The following is a 16,700-nucleotide window of genomic DNA, read 5'->3' as shown; positions in this document are numbered from 1 at the left end:
GTTTCGTTAACGATAGCATAGCAGACGGCAGAAGGGCATGACGCCAGCAACGATTCGGCTGACGGTGAACGGGCGGACGCATGACGTCGCCGCCGCGTCCGACACGACCCTGCTCCATGTTCTGCGCAACGACTTCGCCCTGAACGGCCCGAAATACGGTTGCGGCCTCGGCGAGTGCGGCGCATGCACCGTGCTGATCGACGGCCGCGCCGCCCGCTCCTGCGTCATTCCGATCGAAGGCTGCATTGGCCGCAGCGTGGTCACGCTGGAGGGACTCGGCTCGCGCGACGCACCTGATCCGGTGCAGCAAGCGTTCATCACCGAGCAGGCCGCGCAATGCGGCTATTGTCTTAACGGCATGATCATGACGACCAAGGCGCTGCTTACGATGCGGCCAGATCCGTCGCTCGAGGAGATCAAGCAGGCGCTGCGTTACAATCTCTGCCGCTGCGGTGCTCACGTCGAGATCCTGCGCGCCGCGATGCGCGCGGCCGGCTACACGCTCGAGGCGCTGGACTGATGACCGAGAGCGCCACCGTGACGGCAGATCATCTGCGCGGCGTGCTGACCGTCGCGCGCGGCATGTCTGATGGCTGCTCCGAGACCTTCATCAGAATCACCGCGGCCGGCGAGGTCTCGGCCTTCAATGGCCATGTCGATCTCGGCACCGGCATCCGCACGGCGCTGGGACAGATCGTCGCAGAAGAGCTCGACGTCTCATTCGCCCGCGTCCTGGTCGTGCTCGGCGACACCGCCGTCGTGCCCAATCAGGGCGCGACGATCGCCAGCGAGACCATCCAGATCACCGCGGTGCCGCTGCGCAAGGCTGCAGCGCAAGCGCGCGGCTTCCTGCTGGCGCGCGCGGCGGCGCAGCTCGGCCTCTCCGAACACGATCTGACGATCGAGGACGGGCTCGTCCGCGGTCCCGACAATCGCGTGCTCAGCTACGGCGAGCTGATCGGCAACGACACGATCCGCCTCGAGCTCGCCGAAGACATCGCCGTCAAGTCGGCGGATAACTATCAAATCGTCGGCCGCTCGGTGCCGCGCGTCGACCTGCCGGCGAAGGCGACGGGCGAGCTGACTTACGTGCACGACGTGCGCGTGCCCGGCATGCTGCACGGCCGCGTCATCCGCCCGCCTTATGTCGGCGTCGATGCTGGTCCCTTCGTCGGCACCAGCCTGATCGGCATCGACAAGGAGTCGGTGCGCGACGTGCCCGGCCTGGTCGACGTCGTCGTGATCGGCGACTTTATCGGCGTCGTCGCCGAGCGCGAGGAGCAGGCGATCCTGGCGGCCGAGCGGCTCCAGGTGAGCTGGAAGCCCGTGCCGACCTTGCGCGATCTCGACGATGTCGAGACCGCGTTGCGTGCCAATCCATCCGAGCCGCGCCGACTGCTAGACAAGGGCGACGTCGATGCCGCCATCGCAGGGGCCGCGAAGCCGATGCGGCGGACGTATCTCTGGCCCTATCAGATGCACGGCTCGATCGGGCCGTCCTGTGCCGTTGCCGACGTTCGCGACGGCCACATCCGGATCTATTCCGGCACGCAGAACCCGCACATCCTGCGTGCCGATCTCGCCAAGTTGATCGACTGCCCCGAGCACCAGATCGAGCTGATCCGGCTCGAGGCCGCCGGTTGCTACGGCCGCAATTGCGCCGACGACGTCACCGCCGATGCGCTGCTGCTGTCGCGCGCGGTCGGCCGCCCCGTGCGCGTGCAGTTGACGCGCGAGCAGGAGCATCTGTGGGAGCCGAAAGGCACCGCGCAGCTGATGGACGTCAATGGCGGCCTCGATGCCGACGGCTCCGTCGCGGCCTATGAGTTCGCCACGCGCTATCCCTCGAACGGCGCGCCGACCCTGGCGCTGCTGCTGACCGGCCGCGTCGCGCCGGAGCCCGCCGTGTTCGAAATGGGCGACCGCACCGCGATCCCGCCTTACGATTACGACCACATGCGCGTGACGGCGCATGACATGGCGCCGATCGTCCGCGCCTCCTGGATCCGCGGCGTCTCGGCGCTGCCCAACACCTTTGCGCATGAATCCTATATCGACGAACTCGCCGCCGAGGCTGAGGTCGATCCAATCGAGTACCGGCTGCGCTATCTGAAGGACGAGCGCGCGCGTGACCTCGTGAATGCGGTTGCCGAGCGCGCCGGCTGGACTCCGCGACCGGTGCGGCAGGAGAAGACGCCGGAAAATGGCGTCGTGCACGGCCGCGGCTTTGCCTACGCGCTCTACGTGCACAGCAAGTTCCCCGGCTATGGCGCAGCGTGGTCGGCTTGGATCGCCGATGTCGCCATCAACACGACGACGGGTGACATCAGCGTCACGCGCGTGATCGCGGGCCAGGACTCCGGCCTGATGATCAATCCGGACGGCGTGCGCCACCAGATCGAAGGCAACGTCATCCAATCGACCAGCCGGGCGCTGATGGAGGAGGTCCCGTTTGCGCGCGGCAAGGTGGCGGCACGGGAATGGGGCGCTTATCCCATCATCACCTTCCCCGACGTGCCGAAGATCGACGTCCTGATGCTGCCGCGGCCGGACCAGCCGCCGCTCGGCGTCGGCGAGTCCGCGTCGGTGCCGAGCGCCGCCGCGATCGCCAACGCGATCTACGACGCCACCGGCGTTCGCTTCCGCGAGCCGCCGTTCACGCCGGAACGCATCCTGAAAGGCCTGCGCGGCGAACAGGTCGAGCCCGCCAAGCCGCAACCGCTGCCTGCGCCGGAGAAGCCCGCGGCCACTTGGCTGCAGCCTTTCGCCAAACGCAGTGGCGTGATGGCCAGCGCGGTCGCGGCCTGTGCCGCGGCGATCGGCGTCGCGATGGCCGTGCTGCCGTGGCGCGCCATCGCACCGATCACCCGTCCCGATCCCTCGGTCTATTCCGCAGCGACCATCGCACGCGGCGAGGTGCTCGCGGCGCTCGGCAATTGTGCCGTCTGCCACACCTCAGATGGCGGCCTGATAAATGCCGGCGGCCGCGCGCTGGAGACCCCGTTCGGGAGGATCTTCAGCACCAACATCACGCCCGACGTCGAGACCGGCATCGGCGCCTGGTCCTATCCGGCCTTCGAGCGCGCGATGCGCGAGGGCGTGCATCGTGACGGCCGGCAGCTCTATCCGGCATTTCCCTACACGCATTTCGCGCGCGCCAGCGACGCCGATCTGCAGGCGCTGTACGCCTATCTGATGGCGCAGCAGCCCGTGCGGCAGCAATCGCCAGACAATCAGCTGCGCTTCCCATTCAATTTGCGGCCGCTGGTTGCCGGATGGAATGCGCTGTTTCATAGCACTGAAACCTTCAAGCCCGATCCGACCCAATCGGAGCAGTGGAATCGCGGCTTTTATCTAATCGAGAGTCTCGGCCATTGCAGCGCCTGCCACTCGCCGCGCAATGCGCTCGGCGCCGAGCAGCGCAACGCCTATCTCGCCGGCGGCTTTGCCGATGGCTGGGAAGCGCCCGCGCTCACCGCGCTCTCTTCAGCGCCGATCCCGTGGACCGACGACGAGCTCTTCACCTACCTGCGCTCCGGCCAGTCGCGCTTCCACGGCGTGGCCGCAGGACCGATGGCGCCGATCGTCAAGGATCTCGCCAAGCTTCCCGACGCCGATATCCGGGCGATGGCGGCCTATCTCGCCTCCTTCCAGACGCCCTCGCCCGAGCCGGCGAAGCTGGAGGCGATAGCCTCTGATCTCGAAGCCCGAACCAAGGTCACCTCAGCCTCGTCTCCCGCCGCGCGACTCTATCTCGGCGCATGCGCCGTCTGTCACGAGGTCGGCGGTCTGCCGCTGTTCGGCAGCCGGCCGTCGCTCGCGCTCAACAGCAATTTGCACAGCGCGACGCCCGACAACCTGATCCAGGTGATCCTGCATGGCATCATGAAGCCGGCGTCGTCCGACCTCGGCTACATGCCAGCCTTCAAGGATCATCTGAGCGACGCGCAGCTCGCCGAGCTCGTCAGCTATCTTCGCGGCCAGTTCGCGCCGGACAAGCCGGCCTGGACCGACGTCGAGGACGCCGTCAGTCGCATCCGGTCGACGATCCCGCACTGAGCGCGACCATGCTTCGGATTCCGCTGGCGCCACGACCACCACCCTGACGCGCAATCGAGCAACATTCTGCCCCTAATTTCGCCTTGCGGCAGACTCCCCGTCGCTTCTAGAATTTGGCACTAGGTTCCTAAAAATGGAACAAACGGTATCATCATGAGCGCTCTGACCAACGCTATCGACATCCTCCGCTGCTTCTCGACCACGCGGCCCGACCTTTCCTTCGCCGACGTCCAGGTCCTGACCGGCAAGCCGAAGAGCTCGACCTCCCGCCTGCTCCGTTCGCTGCGCGATTGCGGCCTACTCGAGCAGGACCCGCACAGCCGCCGCTACCGCCCCGGCCTACTCACCTTCGAGCTCGGCCGGCTGCATCGCGCCCATGACGACCTGCTCGCGATTGCCGAGCGCGAGCTGCGCGACGTCTGCGCGCGCACCGGGCACACCGGCTACATCGCGGTGCTCGACGGCTATCAGCAGGTCGTGCTGCGCATCGTGCCCGGCTCCAACCCGCTGCGCGTCGTCAACCCGCCGGGCCAGCGCACGCCGGCGATCGTCACCTCCAACGGCCGCGCGATGCTGGCCCGCCTGTCGGACCAGGAGATCCGCGCCCGCGTGCCGCTCAACTATCCGAAGGTGCCCGCCAACTCGCCGCAGAACTTCAATGAGCTGATGGCGCGGCTGAACGAAATCCGCCGGACCGGCATCTCCGAGGCCGCCGACGAGGCGATCGAGGGCGTCGGCTCGCAGGGATTTGCGCTGTCCAGCGGCGAGAGCGGTGAGCTGATCGGCATTGCGGTGTCGTATTCAGTGCAGGCCACCACCGAGATCGAGCGCGCCAATGTCCGCCGCGAGCTCGGCGCGATGGCGGCGGAGCTGCGGCGCATGACCGGCGATCCGCTGGGACAGACCATCGAGCAATTGGCTGGACTGGCCTCCTGATGCCAGGTAATAGCGCGCCGCGCGTCAACAGACTTGCGCTGTTGATCCTGCCTAGCGCGCTGCTGTTCGCGTTGTTCTTCTTCCTGCCGATCGGACTGATGGCTGTCATGAGCGTGCTGACGGGAAATCCCGTCGTCACGCCGAACGTCGCGTTCACCACCAAGCACTACGCCCGGATGGGCACCGACAGCTATTATCTCGAGGTGATCTGGACTACGCTCCGGATCGGTCTGTGGACCACGCTGGCTTCGTTGTTGGTCGGCTACCCGCTGGCGCATTGGATGGCGCGGATCAAGAGCCGCACCGGCCATGCGCTGCTGCTGATGGCCGTGCTGGCTCCGATGCTGACAGGCATCGTCGTGCGTACCTTCGCCTGGATGACGCTCTTGTCCGACAAGGGCGTCATCAACCAGATCCTGACGTCGCTCGGACTCATCACCAAGCCGCTGCAGCTGATGTACAACGAGACCGGCATCATCGTCGGCCTCGTCCACATCTACGTGCCTTTCATGGTCCTGACTTTGACCGGTGTGATCGGACGCATCGACGAGCGACTGGAGCAGGCCGCAGAAAATCTCGGCGCCAGCCCGTGGCGCGCGTTCGTCGAGGTGACGCTGCCGCTGAGCCTGCCCGGCATCCTCGCCGGCTCGCTCCTGGTGTTCGCACTGGCGATCAGCGCCTATGTCACGCCGATCCTGCTCGGCGGCTTCCAGATCATGACCTTGCCGATTCTGATCTATCAGCAGATCTCGGCGAATTTCAACGTCGGCTTCGCCGCGGCCCTCGGTATGGTACTGCTGGTCATTTCGCTCGTGCTGGTCATCGCCTACAATCACGTGCTTGGCCTCGTGTCGGGGCAGCGCGAGCTGCGATGAGGGCGCAGATGACGAGCCTTTCCAAGGGATCGCAGCGTCCGTTGGCCGCATCGATCGAACACACGGGCTCGCCGGCGTTGCGTGGCAGCAAGTCGCCGATCCGGTGGGGCCGCAAGCTCTATCTCGCAGCAAACATCGCGATCATTCTCTTCTTGCTCGCGCCAATCGCAATCGTGATCGTGTTCGCGCTGAACCCGACGCCGTTCATCCAGTTTCCGCCGGTCGGCGTCTCGCTGCGCTGGTTCGAGAAGTTCTTCGCCTCGCGCGACTTCATGCATGCGCTGTTGTTCAGCCTCGAGATCGCGGCGATGACGACAGTCGCATCCACCGTGCTCGGCGCGTCGGCGGCGCTCGCCATCGCCCGCGGCAACCTGCCGGGCTCGCGGCTGATCGTGGCGACCGTGCTCTCGCCCTTGATGCTGCCGGCGATCCTCACCGGCCTGGCGCTGTTCCAGTCCTACGTCCTGGTCGACATCGGCCGGCCGTTGTGGGGGCTGGTGGCGGGTCACACGCTGGTGACGATCCCCTATGTTGTTCGTACCACGCTTGCCGTGCTGCATAACTTCGATGTGCGGCTGGAGGAAGCCGCCCAGAATCTCGGCGCGAGCCCGGCGCGGACGTTCTTCGAAGTCACCCTGCCCCTGGTGAAGCCGGGCGTGATGGCGGGCGCGATCTTCGCCTTCATCGTCTCGTTCGACCAGTTTCCGGTGTCGCTGTTCCTGGTCGCTCCGGGCAGCGAGACCCTGCCGATCACGCTGTTCAACTATCTCAAATTCGATCTCGACGGCACCATCGGCGCCGCCTCCGTCATTTCGATCCTCCTCGCCTTCATCGTCGTCATCGCGCTCGACCGCACCGTTGGCCTGCGGTCCACCGTCAAACTGTAAGGGAGCTCCCGGATATGACCGCCTCATCGCGTCGCTTCCCCCTCAGCCGCCGCCGCCTGCTGACCGCGGCAGCTTCGCTCGGCGCCGGCTTCGTCGCGGCGCCTTATGTCGCGCGCGCCGAGGAGCCGGTGCTGAACGTCACCGGCTGGGGCGGCAAATGGGGCGAGGTGATGAAGGCCGAGATCGGCCTGGCCTTCGAGAGCGAGTTCAAGTGCAAGCTCAAGACCGACACCGCGCTGCCCTTCCTGCCGAAGCTGCAGGCGAGCTCGCGCTCCGCGCCGGTCTACGACGTGCTGCACACCAACTCCAACGAGCAATGGGCCGCCGTCGAGATGGGGCTCGTCGAGCCGAAGGTCGACCCCAAGCTGGTGCCGAACATCGCCGACGTCTATCCCTACGCGGTCAGCGACAAGATCGTCGGCGTCTGCATCTTCACCAGCGCCATCGGCCTGGGCATGCGCACCGACAAGGGCTATGGCAGCGTCACGTCGTGGAAGGACTATTGGGACGCCAAGTTCAACGGCGCCCGCGGCGGATACGTCATCCCCGCGAACAGCCTCGGACAGGCGTTCGTGATGATGTGCGGCACGCTCTACGGCAAGGGCCAGACCGATCTCGATGCCGCCTATGCGGCGTTGGAGAAGCTGAAGCCGATCAAGCTGGTCGATTTCACCGGCGCGATGGAGAAGCTGATCCTGTCGGGCGAGGCCGGCATCGGCATCCTCCACGATTCCGGCATCTATCGGTATGACGGGCAGAACCAGCCGATCGACTTCGTCACGCCGAGCGAGGGCGTGCTGTCGCTCGAGCAGGTGCTGAGCATCACGCCGGGCAGCAAGGTGAAGGAACTCGGCAACGCCTACATCAACTACATGCTGCGCCCGGATGTTCAAAAGCGCCTCGCCGAAACCGTGTGGTACTCGCCGGCCAACAAGAAGGTGAAGCTCGACGCCAAGTATGACGCGAAGCTTCTGACCACGCCGGAGAAGGTCGGCAAGCTGATCCAGGTCGACTGGAAGTGGTACAACGCGCAGAAGGACGAGATCGACAGCAGGGTCAACCGGATCTTCCGTGCATGAGCGCTGCGATCGAGATTGCCGGGGTCAGCAAGATCTATGACGGCGGCGTGCGCGCCGTCGATGCGGTGGCGATGGACATCAGGCCCGGCGAATTCTTTTCGCTGCTCGGCCCGTCCGGCTGCGGCAAGACCACGACATTGCGCATGATCGCGGGCTTCGACAGCCCGAGCACCGGCGAGATCCGTCTCGACGGCGCCGACATCACCCATGTGCCCGCGCACAGGCGCGACATGGCGATGGTGTTCCAGAACTACGCGCTGTTTCCGCACCGGACAGTGGCCGAGAACGTCGCCTTCGGCCTGCGCATGCGCAAAGTCGACAAGGCCACCATTGCCGCCAAGGTGAAGGCGGCGCTGGCGATGGTCGAATTGTCGGGCATGGATAATCGCCGGCCGGCGCAGCTCTCTGGCGGCCAGCAACAGCGCGTTGCGCTCGCCCGCGCCATCGTCATCTCGCCGCGGGTCCTGCTGTGCGACGAGCCGCTCGGCGCGCTCGACAAGAAGCTGCGCCAGCAGATGCAGTTCGAGCTGAAGCAGCTGCAGAAGAACCTCGGCGTGACCCTCGTCTTCGTGACCCACGACCAGGAGGAGGCGCTGGCGATGTCCGACCGCATCGCGGTCATGAATGCCGGCCGCGTCGAGCAGATCGGCACGCCGGTGCAAATCTACGAGCAGCCGCGTACGCGCTTCGTCGCGGACTTCATCGGCGACACCAACATCTTCCGCGGCCAGCGCGTGGCGATGGATCATGGCTGTGGCATCGCTGTCGGCAATGGCATGGTGCTGACGCTGCCGCGCATGGTCGCGAGCGCCGACGGCGAGGCGATCTCGGTTGCGCTGCGGCCCGAAAAAATCACGGTGTCCGCGGCCGCACCGTCCGATGCCCGGAGCATCGGGATGTCGGCGAGTGGCACGGTCGAGAGCACGAACTTTCTGGGCGGCGCCGTGCTCTATCGCATCGTGCTCGAGGGCGGCCAGCGCGTACTGGCGCAGCAGCCGAATTCCGGGGCCGGACCGCTCCATGCACCCGGCCAGGCGGTCACGCTGGGCTGGCGTCCGGCCGATCTCGTCATACTCGAGGATTGATGTTTTGAAGCTTGTTGTTTCCTTCCCGCAGCGACCTTGCGCGCAACTCACCGGTGGCGGAGCGCGACGGTGAGCACAGACGACATGACGACGATCAGCCTCGACGACATCGAGGCGCTCGCGGTCGGCGCCTGGATCCTCGGCACCGGCGGTGGTGGCAGCCCTTATCTCGGCCTGCTCAATCTGCGCCGGCTGTATGCCGAGGGCCATCGCCTGCAGATGATGTCGCCGCTCGATCTCGCAGACCACGACTGGGTGGCTGTCGTCTCGAACATGGGCGCGCCGCTGGTCGGCCAGGAGCGCCTGGCCGATAGCCGCAGCATCGCGCGCGCGGTGCGGATGCAGGAAGAGATCAACGGCATCACCTTCCGCGCGGTCATGTCGGTCGAGATCGGCGGCGGCAATGGCATGCAGGCGCTGATGGCGGCGGCGCATCTTAACATTCCCGTCGTCGATGCCGACTGCATGGGCCGCGCCTTTCCGGAGGCGCAGATGACGTCGGTCGCCATCGGCGATCTCAAGCCGTATCCCTGCACCCTGTATGATCCGCGCGGCATCGAGGCCGTCGTCACCAAGGTCCCCTCGTGGAAGTGGATGGAGCGCGCCAGCCGCAAGATCTGCGTCGAGATGGGCTCGATCGCCTCGACCAGCAAGGCGCCGCGGACCGGGCGCGAGGTCAAGGACTGGGGCATTCATTTCACCACCACCAAGGCGATTGCGATCGGACGCGCTGTGAACGCCGCCAACAAGAACCACCAGGACCCGATCGCGGCGATCCTCGCCTGTGAGGGCGGCCAGCGGCTGTTCACCGGCAAGGTCGTCGACGTCGAACGCCGCACCACCGAGGGCTTCCTCCGCGGCAGCGCCGTCATCGAGGGCAGCGACGAGGACCGCGGCACGCAGCTCAAGCTGTCGTTCCAGAACGAGTGGATCGTGGCCTGGAGAGGCGACGAGGCGATCGCGATGTCGCCGGACCTGATCTGCGTGCTCGACAGCGTCAACGGCCATGGCATCGGCACCGAGACCGTGCGCTATGGCCAGCGCGTGACGGTGATCGCCCTGCCCGCGCCCGCCGTGCTGACCAGCCCGCGCGGCCTGGAGTTCGTGGGCCCCCGCGCCTTCGGGTACGACCTCGATTTCCGGTCGCTGTTTGCGACCTCCGGAGCAGAGTGAATGAAGCGGATTGGCATTGACGTCGGCGGCACCAACACCGACGCGGTCCTGATTGCCAACGACAAGGTCGTCCACTCGGTCAAGGCCGCCACCACCGCCGACGTCACCTCCGGCATCCTCGCGGCGCTGAAGGCGCTGCGCGACAATCCCGCAGCGGCCGTGCCTGTCGACGCGGTCGTGATCGGCACCACGCATTTCATCAACGCGGTGGTGCAGCGGCGGCATCTGCAAAGGATCGGCGCCGTCAGGATCGGTATGCCCGCCTCCGCCTCGCTGCCGCCGTTCTGCGACTGGCCGGCGGACCTTGCCGACCTCGTCAGCGGCGAGACGTTCATGCTGGAGGGCGGCCATGACTATGACGGACGCCCCTTCATGCCGCTCGACATCGACGGCCTGAAAGCCGCCGCGCGCGCGATCAAGGCCAAGGGGCTGCGCGCTGTCGCAGTCGCCTCTTCGTTCTCGCCGCTCGATCCGAGCTGCGAGATCACCGCGCACGAAATCTTCGCCGAGATCTGCCCCGACGTCGCGGTCACGCTGTCGCACCACCTCGGCCGCATCGGCCTGCTCGAGCGCGAGAACGCTGCGCTCCTCAACGCCGCGCTCCACGACCTCGCCGTCACCACCGTCGCCGCTTTCCGCAAGGCGATCGCGGATTCCGGCATCGATGCGCCGCTGTTCCTGACGCAGAACGACGGCACCGTGATGCAGGCGGAGATCGCGACCGCCTTCCCGGTCATGAGCTTCGCCTCCGGCGCCACCAATTCGATGCGCGGCGCCGCGTATCTCTCCGGCCTCGACGACGCCATGGTGGTGGACGTCGGCGGCACCACCTCCGACATCGGCCAGCTGCGCCACGGCTTTCCGCGCGAGGCGAATGCCGTGGTCGAGGTCGGCGGCGTCCGCACCCTGTTCCGCATGCCCGACCTGCTGTCGATCGGCCTGGGCGGCGGCAGCCACGTCGCGCGCGAGCCGGTGCGCGTCGGCCCGGTCAGCGTCGGATATCGGCTCACCACCGACGCGATGGTGTTCGGCGGCGGCCAGCTCACCGCGACCGACATCGCGGTGGCGGCCGGGCTGATCGACATCGGCGACCGCGCGCGCGTCGCGCATCTGCCGAAGAGCCTGATCGATGCCGCGCTCGCTGACGCCCATCGCCAGCTCGAGGGCGACATCGACCGCATGAAGACCGAGGCCGGCGACGTGCCGCTGCTCGCGGTCGGCGGCGGCGCGTTCCTCGTGCCGGCGCGGCTCGCCGGCATCTCCGAAATCGTCCGCGTGCCCCATGGCGACTGCGCCAATGCGGTCGGCGCGGCGATCGCGCAAGTGTCGGGCGAGGCCGACCAGGTGTTCCGCGACATGACCCGCGACGAGGCCATCGCGGCTGCCCGCCGCATCGCCGAGGAGCGCGCGGTGCAGGCGGGCGCCGAACGCGGCTCGCTCAAGACGGTCGACGTCGAGGATATGCCGATCGCCTACCTCCCCGGCAATGCACTCCGTGTCCGCGTCCGCGTCGCCGGCGCCATCGCCGAGCCCGACATCGATGCGGCGGCGTAGCTCAGCCGCATCGCCAGCCTCACCATCTCATCTCACACGAGCTCCGCGATCCGCTCCACGCCGGCCTCCGCGCCTTGCGCCTTGGCCGCTGCCATCGAGCCGCCGAGATCGATGCCGCGGCACGCGTTGTCGATGACAACAGCCGAAAAGCCGAGCCGCCGCGCGTCGACCGCCGAGTAGTGCACGCAGAAATCGGTCGCGAGCCCGACCAGGAACACCCGCTTCAGGCCGCGCTCGCGCAAATAGCCGGCGAGGCCTGTGGGCGTGGTCTTGTCGTTCTCGAAGAACGCGGAATAGGAATCGATCGCCGCGCGAAACCCCTTGCGGATGATCAGCTGCGCCTTGTCTGTCGCGAGATCGTCATGAAACGCCGCCCCCTTTGTGCCCTGGATGCAATGATCCGGCCACAGGGTCTGCGGCCCATAGGGCATGGTCACGCTCTCGAACGGCGCCTTACCGGGGTGGCTGGAGGCGAACGAGCTGTGGCCTGCCGGATGCCAGTCCTGGGTCAGCACGACGTGATCGAACAGCCCGCTCAGCCGGTTGATGACGGGCACGACGGCGTCGCCCTCGGCGACGGCAAGCTGCCCGCCCGGACAAAAATCGTTCTGCACGTCGATGACGAGCAGCACATCCTCATGGGTCTTGATCTGCATTCCTATCCACACCCGCTTGCCTGAATTGACCCGAGGATGACCGCAGCCGGGGCCGATCTCAAGCCGGGACAGCGAAGATTCTGCCTGGGGGAGGAGCCCCTCCAATTCGGAATCCCTGCCCTGCAGGCCCGGCCTGGAAACGCCGCGCCGATCGTGGATTCTCCCTCCAGGAGAGATTCGCCGATGCCCACGCTCGTCAGACGCCCCGCGATCCGCAGCCTCCATGGCTGGGCGATCGCCACCTTGCGCGAGGCCGGCGCGGTCGTCGAATGCGAGGCCCACGGCTGGATGCTGGAGCGCGGTGATCCGCATGCGCTAGCCCGGGCGCTCGCGCTTGCGCGCCACGATCCGCCGGGCGGCGTCTGCAGTCCGGACGCGGTCGCAGCCATCGAGGAGGCCCTGTCCGGCATCGGCGACACCTGCCCCGACTGCTCACGGTCCGGCGATCCGGAGGAGGTGCCACGATTCAAATAAGTGATTCCCCGACTGCCACATTCCGGCCTAGCCTGTGGCCTCGCTCGGGAGACGTTGCCATGTTGAGGCGTCCGACCCATTGGCTGGTGCGCAAGCCATGTCCGACCTGCGGACGCCCTCTCGCGGTGCGAGAGGCGCAGCGATCGTGCAAGGGCGAGCGCGGCGAGCTGACCTGCCGGGTCTGCGACGGTCCCGATCCGCTGCATTCGCCCAAGGCGATCGGCTGGACGAAAGGATCGCTGCGGCCGCCGCAGCGGCCGCAGAAGCATTAGCGCGCGAGCTTGCGCTCGACCGTCTTGCGGCTGTTGCCGACCTTCTTGACCGCCTTCTTCACGGCCGTGGCCGAGCGGCCGCTCTTCCTCGCTTCGTAGCGGACTTCGTAGTCCTGGCCGCCGGCGACGCGGGCGCGATCCTGATTGCGTCCGCGGGACGACTTCGCCGTCGAGGTCTTCTTCTTTGCTGCTGCCATGATGCATCTCCTTGTCAGCGCGCAACGCACGAATCCGCGAACCGGTTCCGCGAACAGAGGAGACACACCGCATCGCTCACCCCAGATCGAACTTGACGCCCTGCGCCAGCGGCAGGCTGCGGCCGTAGTTCACGGTGTTGGTGGCGCGGCGCATATAGGCCTTCCAGGCATCCGAGCCGGATTCGCGGCCGCCGCCGGTCTCCTTCTCGCCGCCGAACGCGCCGCCGATCTCGGCGCCCGACGGGCCGATATTGACATTGGCGATGCCGCAGTCGGAGCCGCGCGACGACACGAACAGCTCGGCCTCGCGCAGATCGTTGGTGAAGATCGACGACGACAGCCCCTGCGGCACCGCGTTGTGCAGCTCGATCGCGGCGGCGAGATCGCGATACGGCATCACATAGAGGATCGGCGCGAAGGTCTCGCGCTCGACCGGCCCGCTCTGCGTGGGGATCTCGACCAGCGCCGGGCGCACGTAGTAGGCCTCCGCGCAGCCATCGACCGCGACGCGGTCTCCGCCGAACACGCGCCCGCCATGATCCCGTGCGGCGCTCAGCGCATCCTGCATCGCCTCGAAGGCGGCGCGGTCGACCAGCGGACCGATCAGGGTGCCCGGCTGCAGCGGATTGCCGATCGCCACCGACCCATAGGCCTGCTTGAGGCGGGGCACGAGCTGCTCATAAACGTCGGCATGGACGAACAGGCGGCGCAGGCTGGTGCAGCGCTGGCCGGCCGTGCCCATCGCCGCGAACGCGACCGCGCGCAAGGTCAGATCGAGATCCGCCGTGGGTGTGACGATGGCGGCGTTGTTGCCGCCAAGCTCGAGGATCGCGCGGGCAAAGCGGCCGGCGAGGCAGGCGCCGACCACGCGCCCCATCGCGGTCGAGCCGGTCGCCGACACCAGCGGCACCCTGGCGTCGTCGACCAGCATCTCGCCGACTTCGCGCCCGCCGAGCATCAGGCCTGCGAGCCCCTCCGGCGCGACGCCGCCCTCGCTGCGATAGCGGGCGAGCGCGCGGGCGAGCAGCGCATCGGAGGCGAGCGCCGTGAGCGGCGTCTTTTCCGAGGGCTTCCAGACGACGCTATTGCCGCACACCAGCGCGATGGCCGCGTTCCAGGCCCACACCGCGACCGGAAAGTTGAACGCCGAGATCACGCCGGTGACCCCCAGGGGATGCCACGTCTCCATCATGCGGTGCTCGGCGCGCTCGGTCGCGATCGTCAGGCCATAGAGCTGGCGCGACAGGCCGACCGCAAAGTCGCAGATGTCGATCATCTCCTGGACCTCGCCGAGCCCCTCGGAGACGATCTTGCCGGCCTCGATCGACACCAGCCGGCCGAGCGCCGTCTTGTGAGCGCGCAGCTCCTCGCCGAACAGCCGCACCAATTCGCCGCGCTTCGGCGCCGGCACCAGCCGCCACTGCAGGAATGCCGCGTGGGCGCGCGCGATCACCGCCGTTGCATCCGCCCGGGTGTCGTCCCGCACCTGCGCCAGCACCTCGCCGGTGACCGGCGAGCGGGCTGCGCGCGTGCCGCCGCGCAGCCGCTCCGGCGCGACGCCGAGCGAGGTCAGGATCTCAGTCGCTTCCGCGGCAAGATGGAGGGGCTGGTGGCTGAGGGACATCTGCAACTCCGTATCGTCTCTCGCGCCGTTGCGAGCAGGACATCGTGGGTGGTCGATCATGGACGCCCCCGTGTAGATCATAATCCGCGAGCGCGCGAGCGCCCGGCGCTGTGCAATCGGCCACTTGGCAATGTGTCCCAGGCCGTTGGCCGGCCTGCCCTTCCATCAGCCGCCCACGCAGGCGGGTCAAACCGCTGGAGGTCGCACGAAGCCCCATCCGGAGCCTACCGCCGCTTCCGCCGCGCCTCATCGCACGCCGACGCCGGACGCACGGGAAAGACCCCGCGACGCCGCAGCGTCCGGGCTGGTGGGTTCGACGAGCCCTCTGAATCACGAGGGCGCAGGGAATGCCGGGCGCTGGCCGCAACCCATGGCCCGCCTGCAGCAAAAAAAGCAGGCGGCAGTTACCACAGGTTCAGCCGAACTCCGGCATTCCCTGCGCGATGGTTTTTACGCTTACTTCGTGATCTCCCCGGTGTACGGCTCGTTAGCCACCGTCGTCCCCGGCGATCATCATCCGCCAAGGACTTGACGCCAGCCTCGCGGCGCCAGGACCACACGACTTCACGTCCGCAAGCTGCCGTTCGTCCGCGCGCCGAAGCGCGCTCCGGCAAACCAGCGGCCATCGCCTTCCCGCCTCACGTGTCGTGACGATCGCGATACGCCCCTCGTGGCGAAACGGGATGGCGGGAGTAGAGCATATTTTCTGTAAAAGCGAAAGGAGAATCTTTTTCCACGATCGACATGATCCTTGGGGGTGTTGGCCCGCTCCAGATGTTTCGCTTCGTCAGATTCGGCCGGCCGAACACACTCGATCACTGGGACGGACTTGAAACGAGGAGTCGCATGATCGAAACTGCGTCCAGCCGCTCGCACGCGGTCGCCGCGGCCGGTTGTTGCTGCGCTGCCCAGGCCGGATCATCCCGACGTCGAGTGAGATCTTGGAGTTGAAGCGTGGCGCAAGTGGTCGTGATCAGTGGCGGCGGCACCGGCATCGGGCTTGCGACGGCGCGGACCTTCGCTGGACGTGGAGCACAGGTCGTGATGGTGGGACGCCGCAAAAGCGTGATCGAGGCCTCGGCCGCGTCGATCGCCGCTGAGCAGCCGCATGCGCCGGCTCCCTTGGCCATCACGGCGGACCTTGCGGAGGTGGAGCAGGTCGAAGCAACACGAATGACGCTGGAGCAGCGGTTCGCGGCCGTCGACGTACTGGTGAATGCTGCCGGCGGCCATGTGGCGCGGCGTGCGCCGACCAACACCTATGATGACGGTCTGGCGGGCGTGGCGCGGCGCTGGACCGACAATTTCCGCATCAACACGCTGACGGCCGTGCTGCTCACCGAAGCGCTCATGCCGCGCCTGCGTGCGCCGGGCGGACGGATCATCTTCGTGAGTTCGATCGCGGCCTATCGCGGATCGGGCGAAGGGTCTTATGGCGCGGCCAAGGCAGCACTGCACCCCTACTCCGCCGATCTCGCCAAACGGCTCGGACCACGCGGCATCACGGTGAACGTCGTCGCGCCGGGCTATGTCGCGGACACGGAATTCTTCGGCGCGGCGATGAGTGAAGCACAGCTGAAATCGAGGATCGATGAGACGATGAACGGCCGCGCGGGGACGCCCGACGACATCGCCGCGACGATCGGCTGGCTCGCCTCGGCGGAGGCGGTGCATGTCACCGCGCAGATCGTTCAGGTGAATGGCGGGGCCGAACGGGGGCATTAAGGCAAACGGCTTGCGAGTTCGATTCGCCGCCGTAGGCAGGGACTGCAAGTGGATGCACGTACCAGTCACATAGCGAAGCTACGCTCAACGAGTCCTGGTTGCGG

15 protein-coding genes are annotated in these 16,700 nt (G+C 67.1%); 12 read left to right on the top strand and 3 right to left on the bottom strand.

Annotated elements, in window-relative coordinates; all coding sequences use genetic code 11:
- Positions 1 to 37 precede the first annotated feature (37 nt).
- The 9 genes from BRADO_RS09945 to BRADO_RS09905 all read left to right on the top strand — a co-directional run bounded on the left by BRADO_RS09945 (position 38) and on the right by BRADO_RS09905 (position 11,648).
- Positions 38 to 520 carry a (2Fe-2S)-binding protein gene (locus BRADO_RS09945; protein ID WP_011925189.1) on the top strand — a complete coding sequence of 161 codons (483 nt, stop codon included), beginning with the start codon at positions 38 to 40 and terminating at the stop codon, positions 518 to 520.
- Positions 520 to 4,059, top strand: coding sequence for a molybdopterin cofactor-binding domain-containing protein (locus BRADO_RS09940; RefSeq protein ID WP_011925188.1), 3,540 nt, complete (start codon positions 520 to 522; stop codon positions 4,057 to 4,059). Before BRADO_RS09945 ends, BRADO_RS09940 begins: the two co-directional genes overlap by 1 nt.
- A 153-nt stretch (positions 4,060 to 4,212) precedes the next feature.
- The gene (locus tag BRADO_RS09935) at positions 4,213 to 4,995 is read left to right on the top strand and encodes an IclR family transcriptional regulator (protein ID WP_011925187.1); all 783 of its coding nucleotides are present in this window, start codon (positions 4,213 to 4,215) and stop codon (positions 4,993 to 4,995) included.
- Positions 4,995 to 5,870 (top strand): ABC transporter permease, encoded by an 876-nt coding sequence (locus tag BRADO_RS09930; RefSeq protein WP_011925186.1) that lies wholly within the window; start codon positions 4,995 to 4,997, stop codon positions 5,868 to 5,870. Before BRADO_RS09935 ends, BRADO_RS09930 begins: the two co-directional genes overlap by 1 nt.
- Before the next feature lie 8 nt (positions 5,871 to 5,878).
- Positions 5,879 to 6,757 (top strand): ABC transporter permease, encoded by an 879-nt coding sequence (locus tag BRADO_RS09925; protein WP_041756313.1) that lies wholly within the window; start codon positions 5,879 to 5,881, stop codon positions 6,755 to 6,757.
- Positions 6,758 to 6,771: 14 nt separating this feature from the next.
- Entirely contained in the window at positions 6,772 to 7,836 is a 1,065-nt protein-coding gene (locus BRADO_RS09920; protein WP_011925184.1) for an extracellular solute-binding protein, read from the top strand.
- Positions 7,833 to 8,921, top strand: a complete 1,089-nt coding sequence (locus BRADO_RS09915) for an ABC transporter ATP-binding protein (protein ID WP_011925183.1) — start codon at positions 7,833 to 7,835, stop codon at positions 8,919 to 8,921. The genes BRADO_RS09920 and BRADO_RS09915 overlap by 4 nt, the downstream gene beginning before the upstream one ends.
- Positions 8,922 to 9,005: 84 nt before the next feature.
- Positions 9,006 to 10,094: a DUF917 domain-containing protein gene (locus BRADO_RS09910; RefSeq protein WP_371259363.1), complete on the top strand. Its 1,089-nt coding sequence runs from the start codon at positions 9,006 to 9,008 to the stop codon at positions 10,092 to 10,094.
- Entirely contained in the window at positions 10,095 to 11,648 is a 1,554-nt protein-coding gene (locus BRADO_RS09905) for a hydantoinase/oxoprolinase N-terminal domain-containing protein (RefSeq protein ID WP_011925181.1), read from the top strand. It abuts the gene before it with no gap.
- A 32-nt stretch (positions 11,649 to 11,680) separates the two neighbouring features.
- Here the strand turns inward: BRADO_RS09905 and pncA are convergent, their stop codons facing one another.
- Positions 11,681 to 12,304, bottom strand: coding sequence for a bifunctional nicotinamidase/pyrazinamidase (gene pncA / locus BRADO_RS09900; RefSeq protein WP_041756311.1), 624 nt, complete (start codon positions 12,302 to 12,304; stop codon positions 11,681 to 11,683).
- Positions 12,305 to 12,487: 183 nt separating this feature from the next.
- On the opposite strand from pncA, the gene BRADO_RS09895 reads away from it, so the two are divergent.
- Together BRADO_RS09895 and BRADO_RS09890 are read left to right on the top strand one after the other, a co-directional pair.
- Positions 12,488 to 12,778 carry a hypothetical protein gene (locus BRADO_RS09895; RefSeq protein ID WP_041756310.1) on the top strand — a complete coding sequence of 97 codons (291 nt, stop codon included), beginning with the start codon at positions 12,488 to 12,490 and terminating at the stop codon, positions 12,776 to 12,778.
- Positions 12,779 to 12,837: 59 nt separating this feature from the next.
- Positions 12,838 to 13,050 (top strand): hypothetical protein, encoded by a 213-nt coding sequence (locus BRADO_RS09890; protein ID WP_041756309.1) that lies wholly within the window; start codon positions 12,838 to 12,840, stop codon positions 13,048 to 13,050.
- On the opposite strand, the gene BRADO_RS09885 is transcribed toward BRADO_RS09890, so the two are convergent.
- Together BRADO_RS09885 and BRADO_RS09880 are read right to left on the bottom strand one after the other, a co-directional pair.
- Positions 13,047 to 13,247 carry a DUF3606 domain-containing protein gene (locus tag BRADO_RS09885; RefSeq protein ID WP_011925178.1) on the bottom strand — a complete coding sequence of 67 codons (201 nt, stop codon included), beginning with the start codon at positions 13,245 to 13,247 and terminating at the stop codon, positions 13,047 to 13,049. The genes BRADO_RS09890 and BRADO_RS09885 overlap by 4 nt on opposite strands.
- 76 nt (positions 13,248 to 13,323) lie before the next feature.
- Entirely contained in the window at positions 13,324 to 14,871 is a 1,548-nt protein-coding gene (locus BRADO_RS09880) for an aldehyde dehydrogenase family protein (RefSeq protein WP_041756308.1), read from the bottom strand.
- Between the two features lie 954 nt (positions 14,872 to 15,825).
- On the opposite strand from BRADO_RS09880, the gene BRADO_RS09870 reads away from it, so the two are divergent.
- Positions 15,826 to 16,596: an SDR family oxidoreductase gene (locus BRADO_RS09870; RefSeq protein WP_011925176.1), complete on the top strand. Its 771-nt coding sequence runs from the start codon at positions 15,826 to 15,828 to the stop codon at positions 16,594 to 16,596.
- The last annotated feature ends 104 nt before the right edge of the window (positions 16,597 to 16,700 follow it).

This window comes from Bradyrhizobium sp. ORS 278 (assembly GCF_000026145.1).
Taxonomy (GTDB): domain Bacteria; phylum Pseudomonadota; class Alphaproteobacteria; order Rhizobiales; family Xanthobacteraceae; genus Bradyrhizobium.
This window is presented reverse-complemented; position numbering and strand designations above follow the sequence as displayed.

Coding starts and splice junctions, on each gene's coding strand:
- BRADO_RS09930 (WP_011925186.1), top strand. CDS start 4,995: ATGCCAGGTAATAGCGCGCCGCGCGTCAACAGACTTGCGCTGTTGATC.
- BRADO_RS09885 (WP_011925178.1), bottom strand. CDS start 13,247: ATGGCAGCAGCAAAGAAGAAGACCTCGACGGCGAAGTCGTCCCGCGGA.
- BRADO_RS09890 (WP_041756309.1), top strand. CDS start 12,838: ATGTTGAGGCGTCCGACCCATTGGCTGGTGCGCAAGCCATGTCCGACC.
- BRADO_RS09925 (WP_041756313.1), top strand. CDS start 5,879: ATGACGAGCCTTTCCAAGGGATCGCAGCGTCCGTTGGCCGCATCGATC.
- BRADO_RS09940 (WP_011925188.1), top strand. CDS start 520: ATGACCGAGAGCGCCACCGTGACGGCAGATCATCTGCGCGGCGTGCTG.
- BRADO_RS09910 (WP_371259363.1), top strand. CDS start 9,006: ATGACGACGATCAGCCTCGACGACATCGAGGCGCTCGCGGTCGGCGCC.
- BRADO_RS09935 (WP_011925187.1), top strand. CDS start 4,213: ATGAGCGCTCTGACCAACGCTATCGACATCCTCCGCTGCTTCTCGACC.
- BRADO_RS09905 (WP_011925181.1), top strand. CDS start 10,095: ATGAAGCGGATTGGCATTGACGTCGGCGGCACCAACACCGACGCGGTC.
- BRADO_RS09945 (WP_011925189.1), top strand. CDS start 38: ATGACGCCAGCAACGATTCGGCTGACGGTGAACGGGCGGACGCATGAC.
- BRADO_RS09915 (WP_011925183.1), top strand. CDS start 7,833: ATGAGCGCTGCGATCGAGATTGCCGGGGTCAGCAAGATCTATGACGGC.
- BRADO_RS09880 (WP_041756308.1), bottom strand. CDS start 14,871: ATGTCCCTCAGCCACCAGCCCCTCCATCTTGCCGCGGAAGCGACTGAG.
- pncA (WP_041756311.1), bottom strand. CDS start 12,304: ATGCAGATCAAGACCCATGAGGATGTGCTGCTCGTCATCGACGTGCAG.
- BRADO_RS09920 (WP_011925184.1), top strand. CDS start 6,772: ATGACCGCCTCATCGCGTCGCTTCCCCCTCAGCCGCCGCCGCCTGCTG.
- BRADO_RS09895 (WP_041756310.1), top strand. CDS start 12,488: ATGCCCACGCTCGTCAGACGCCCCGCGATCCGCAGCCTCCATGGCTGG.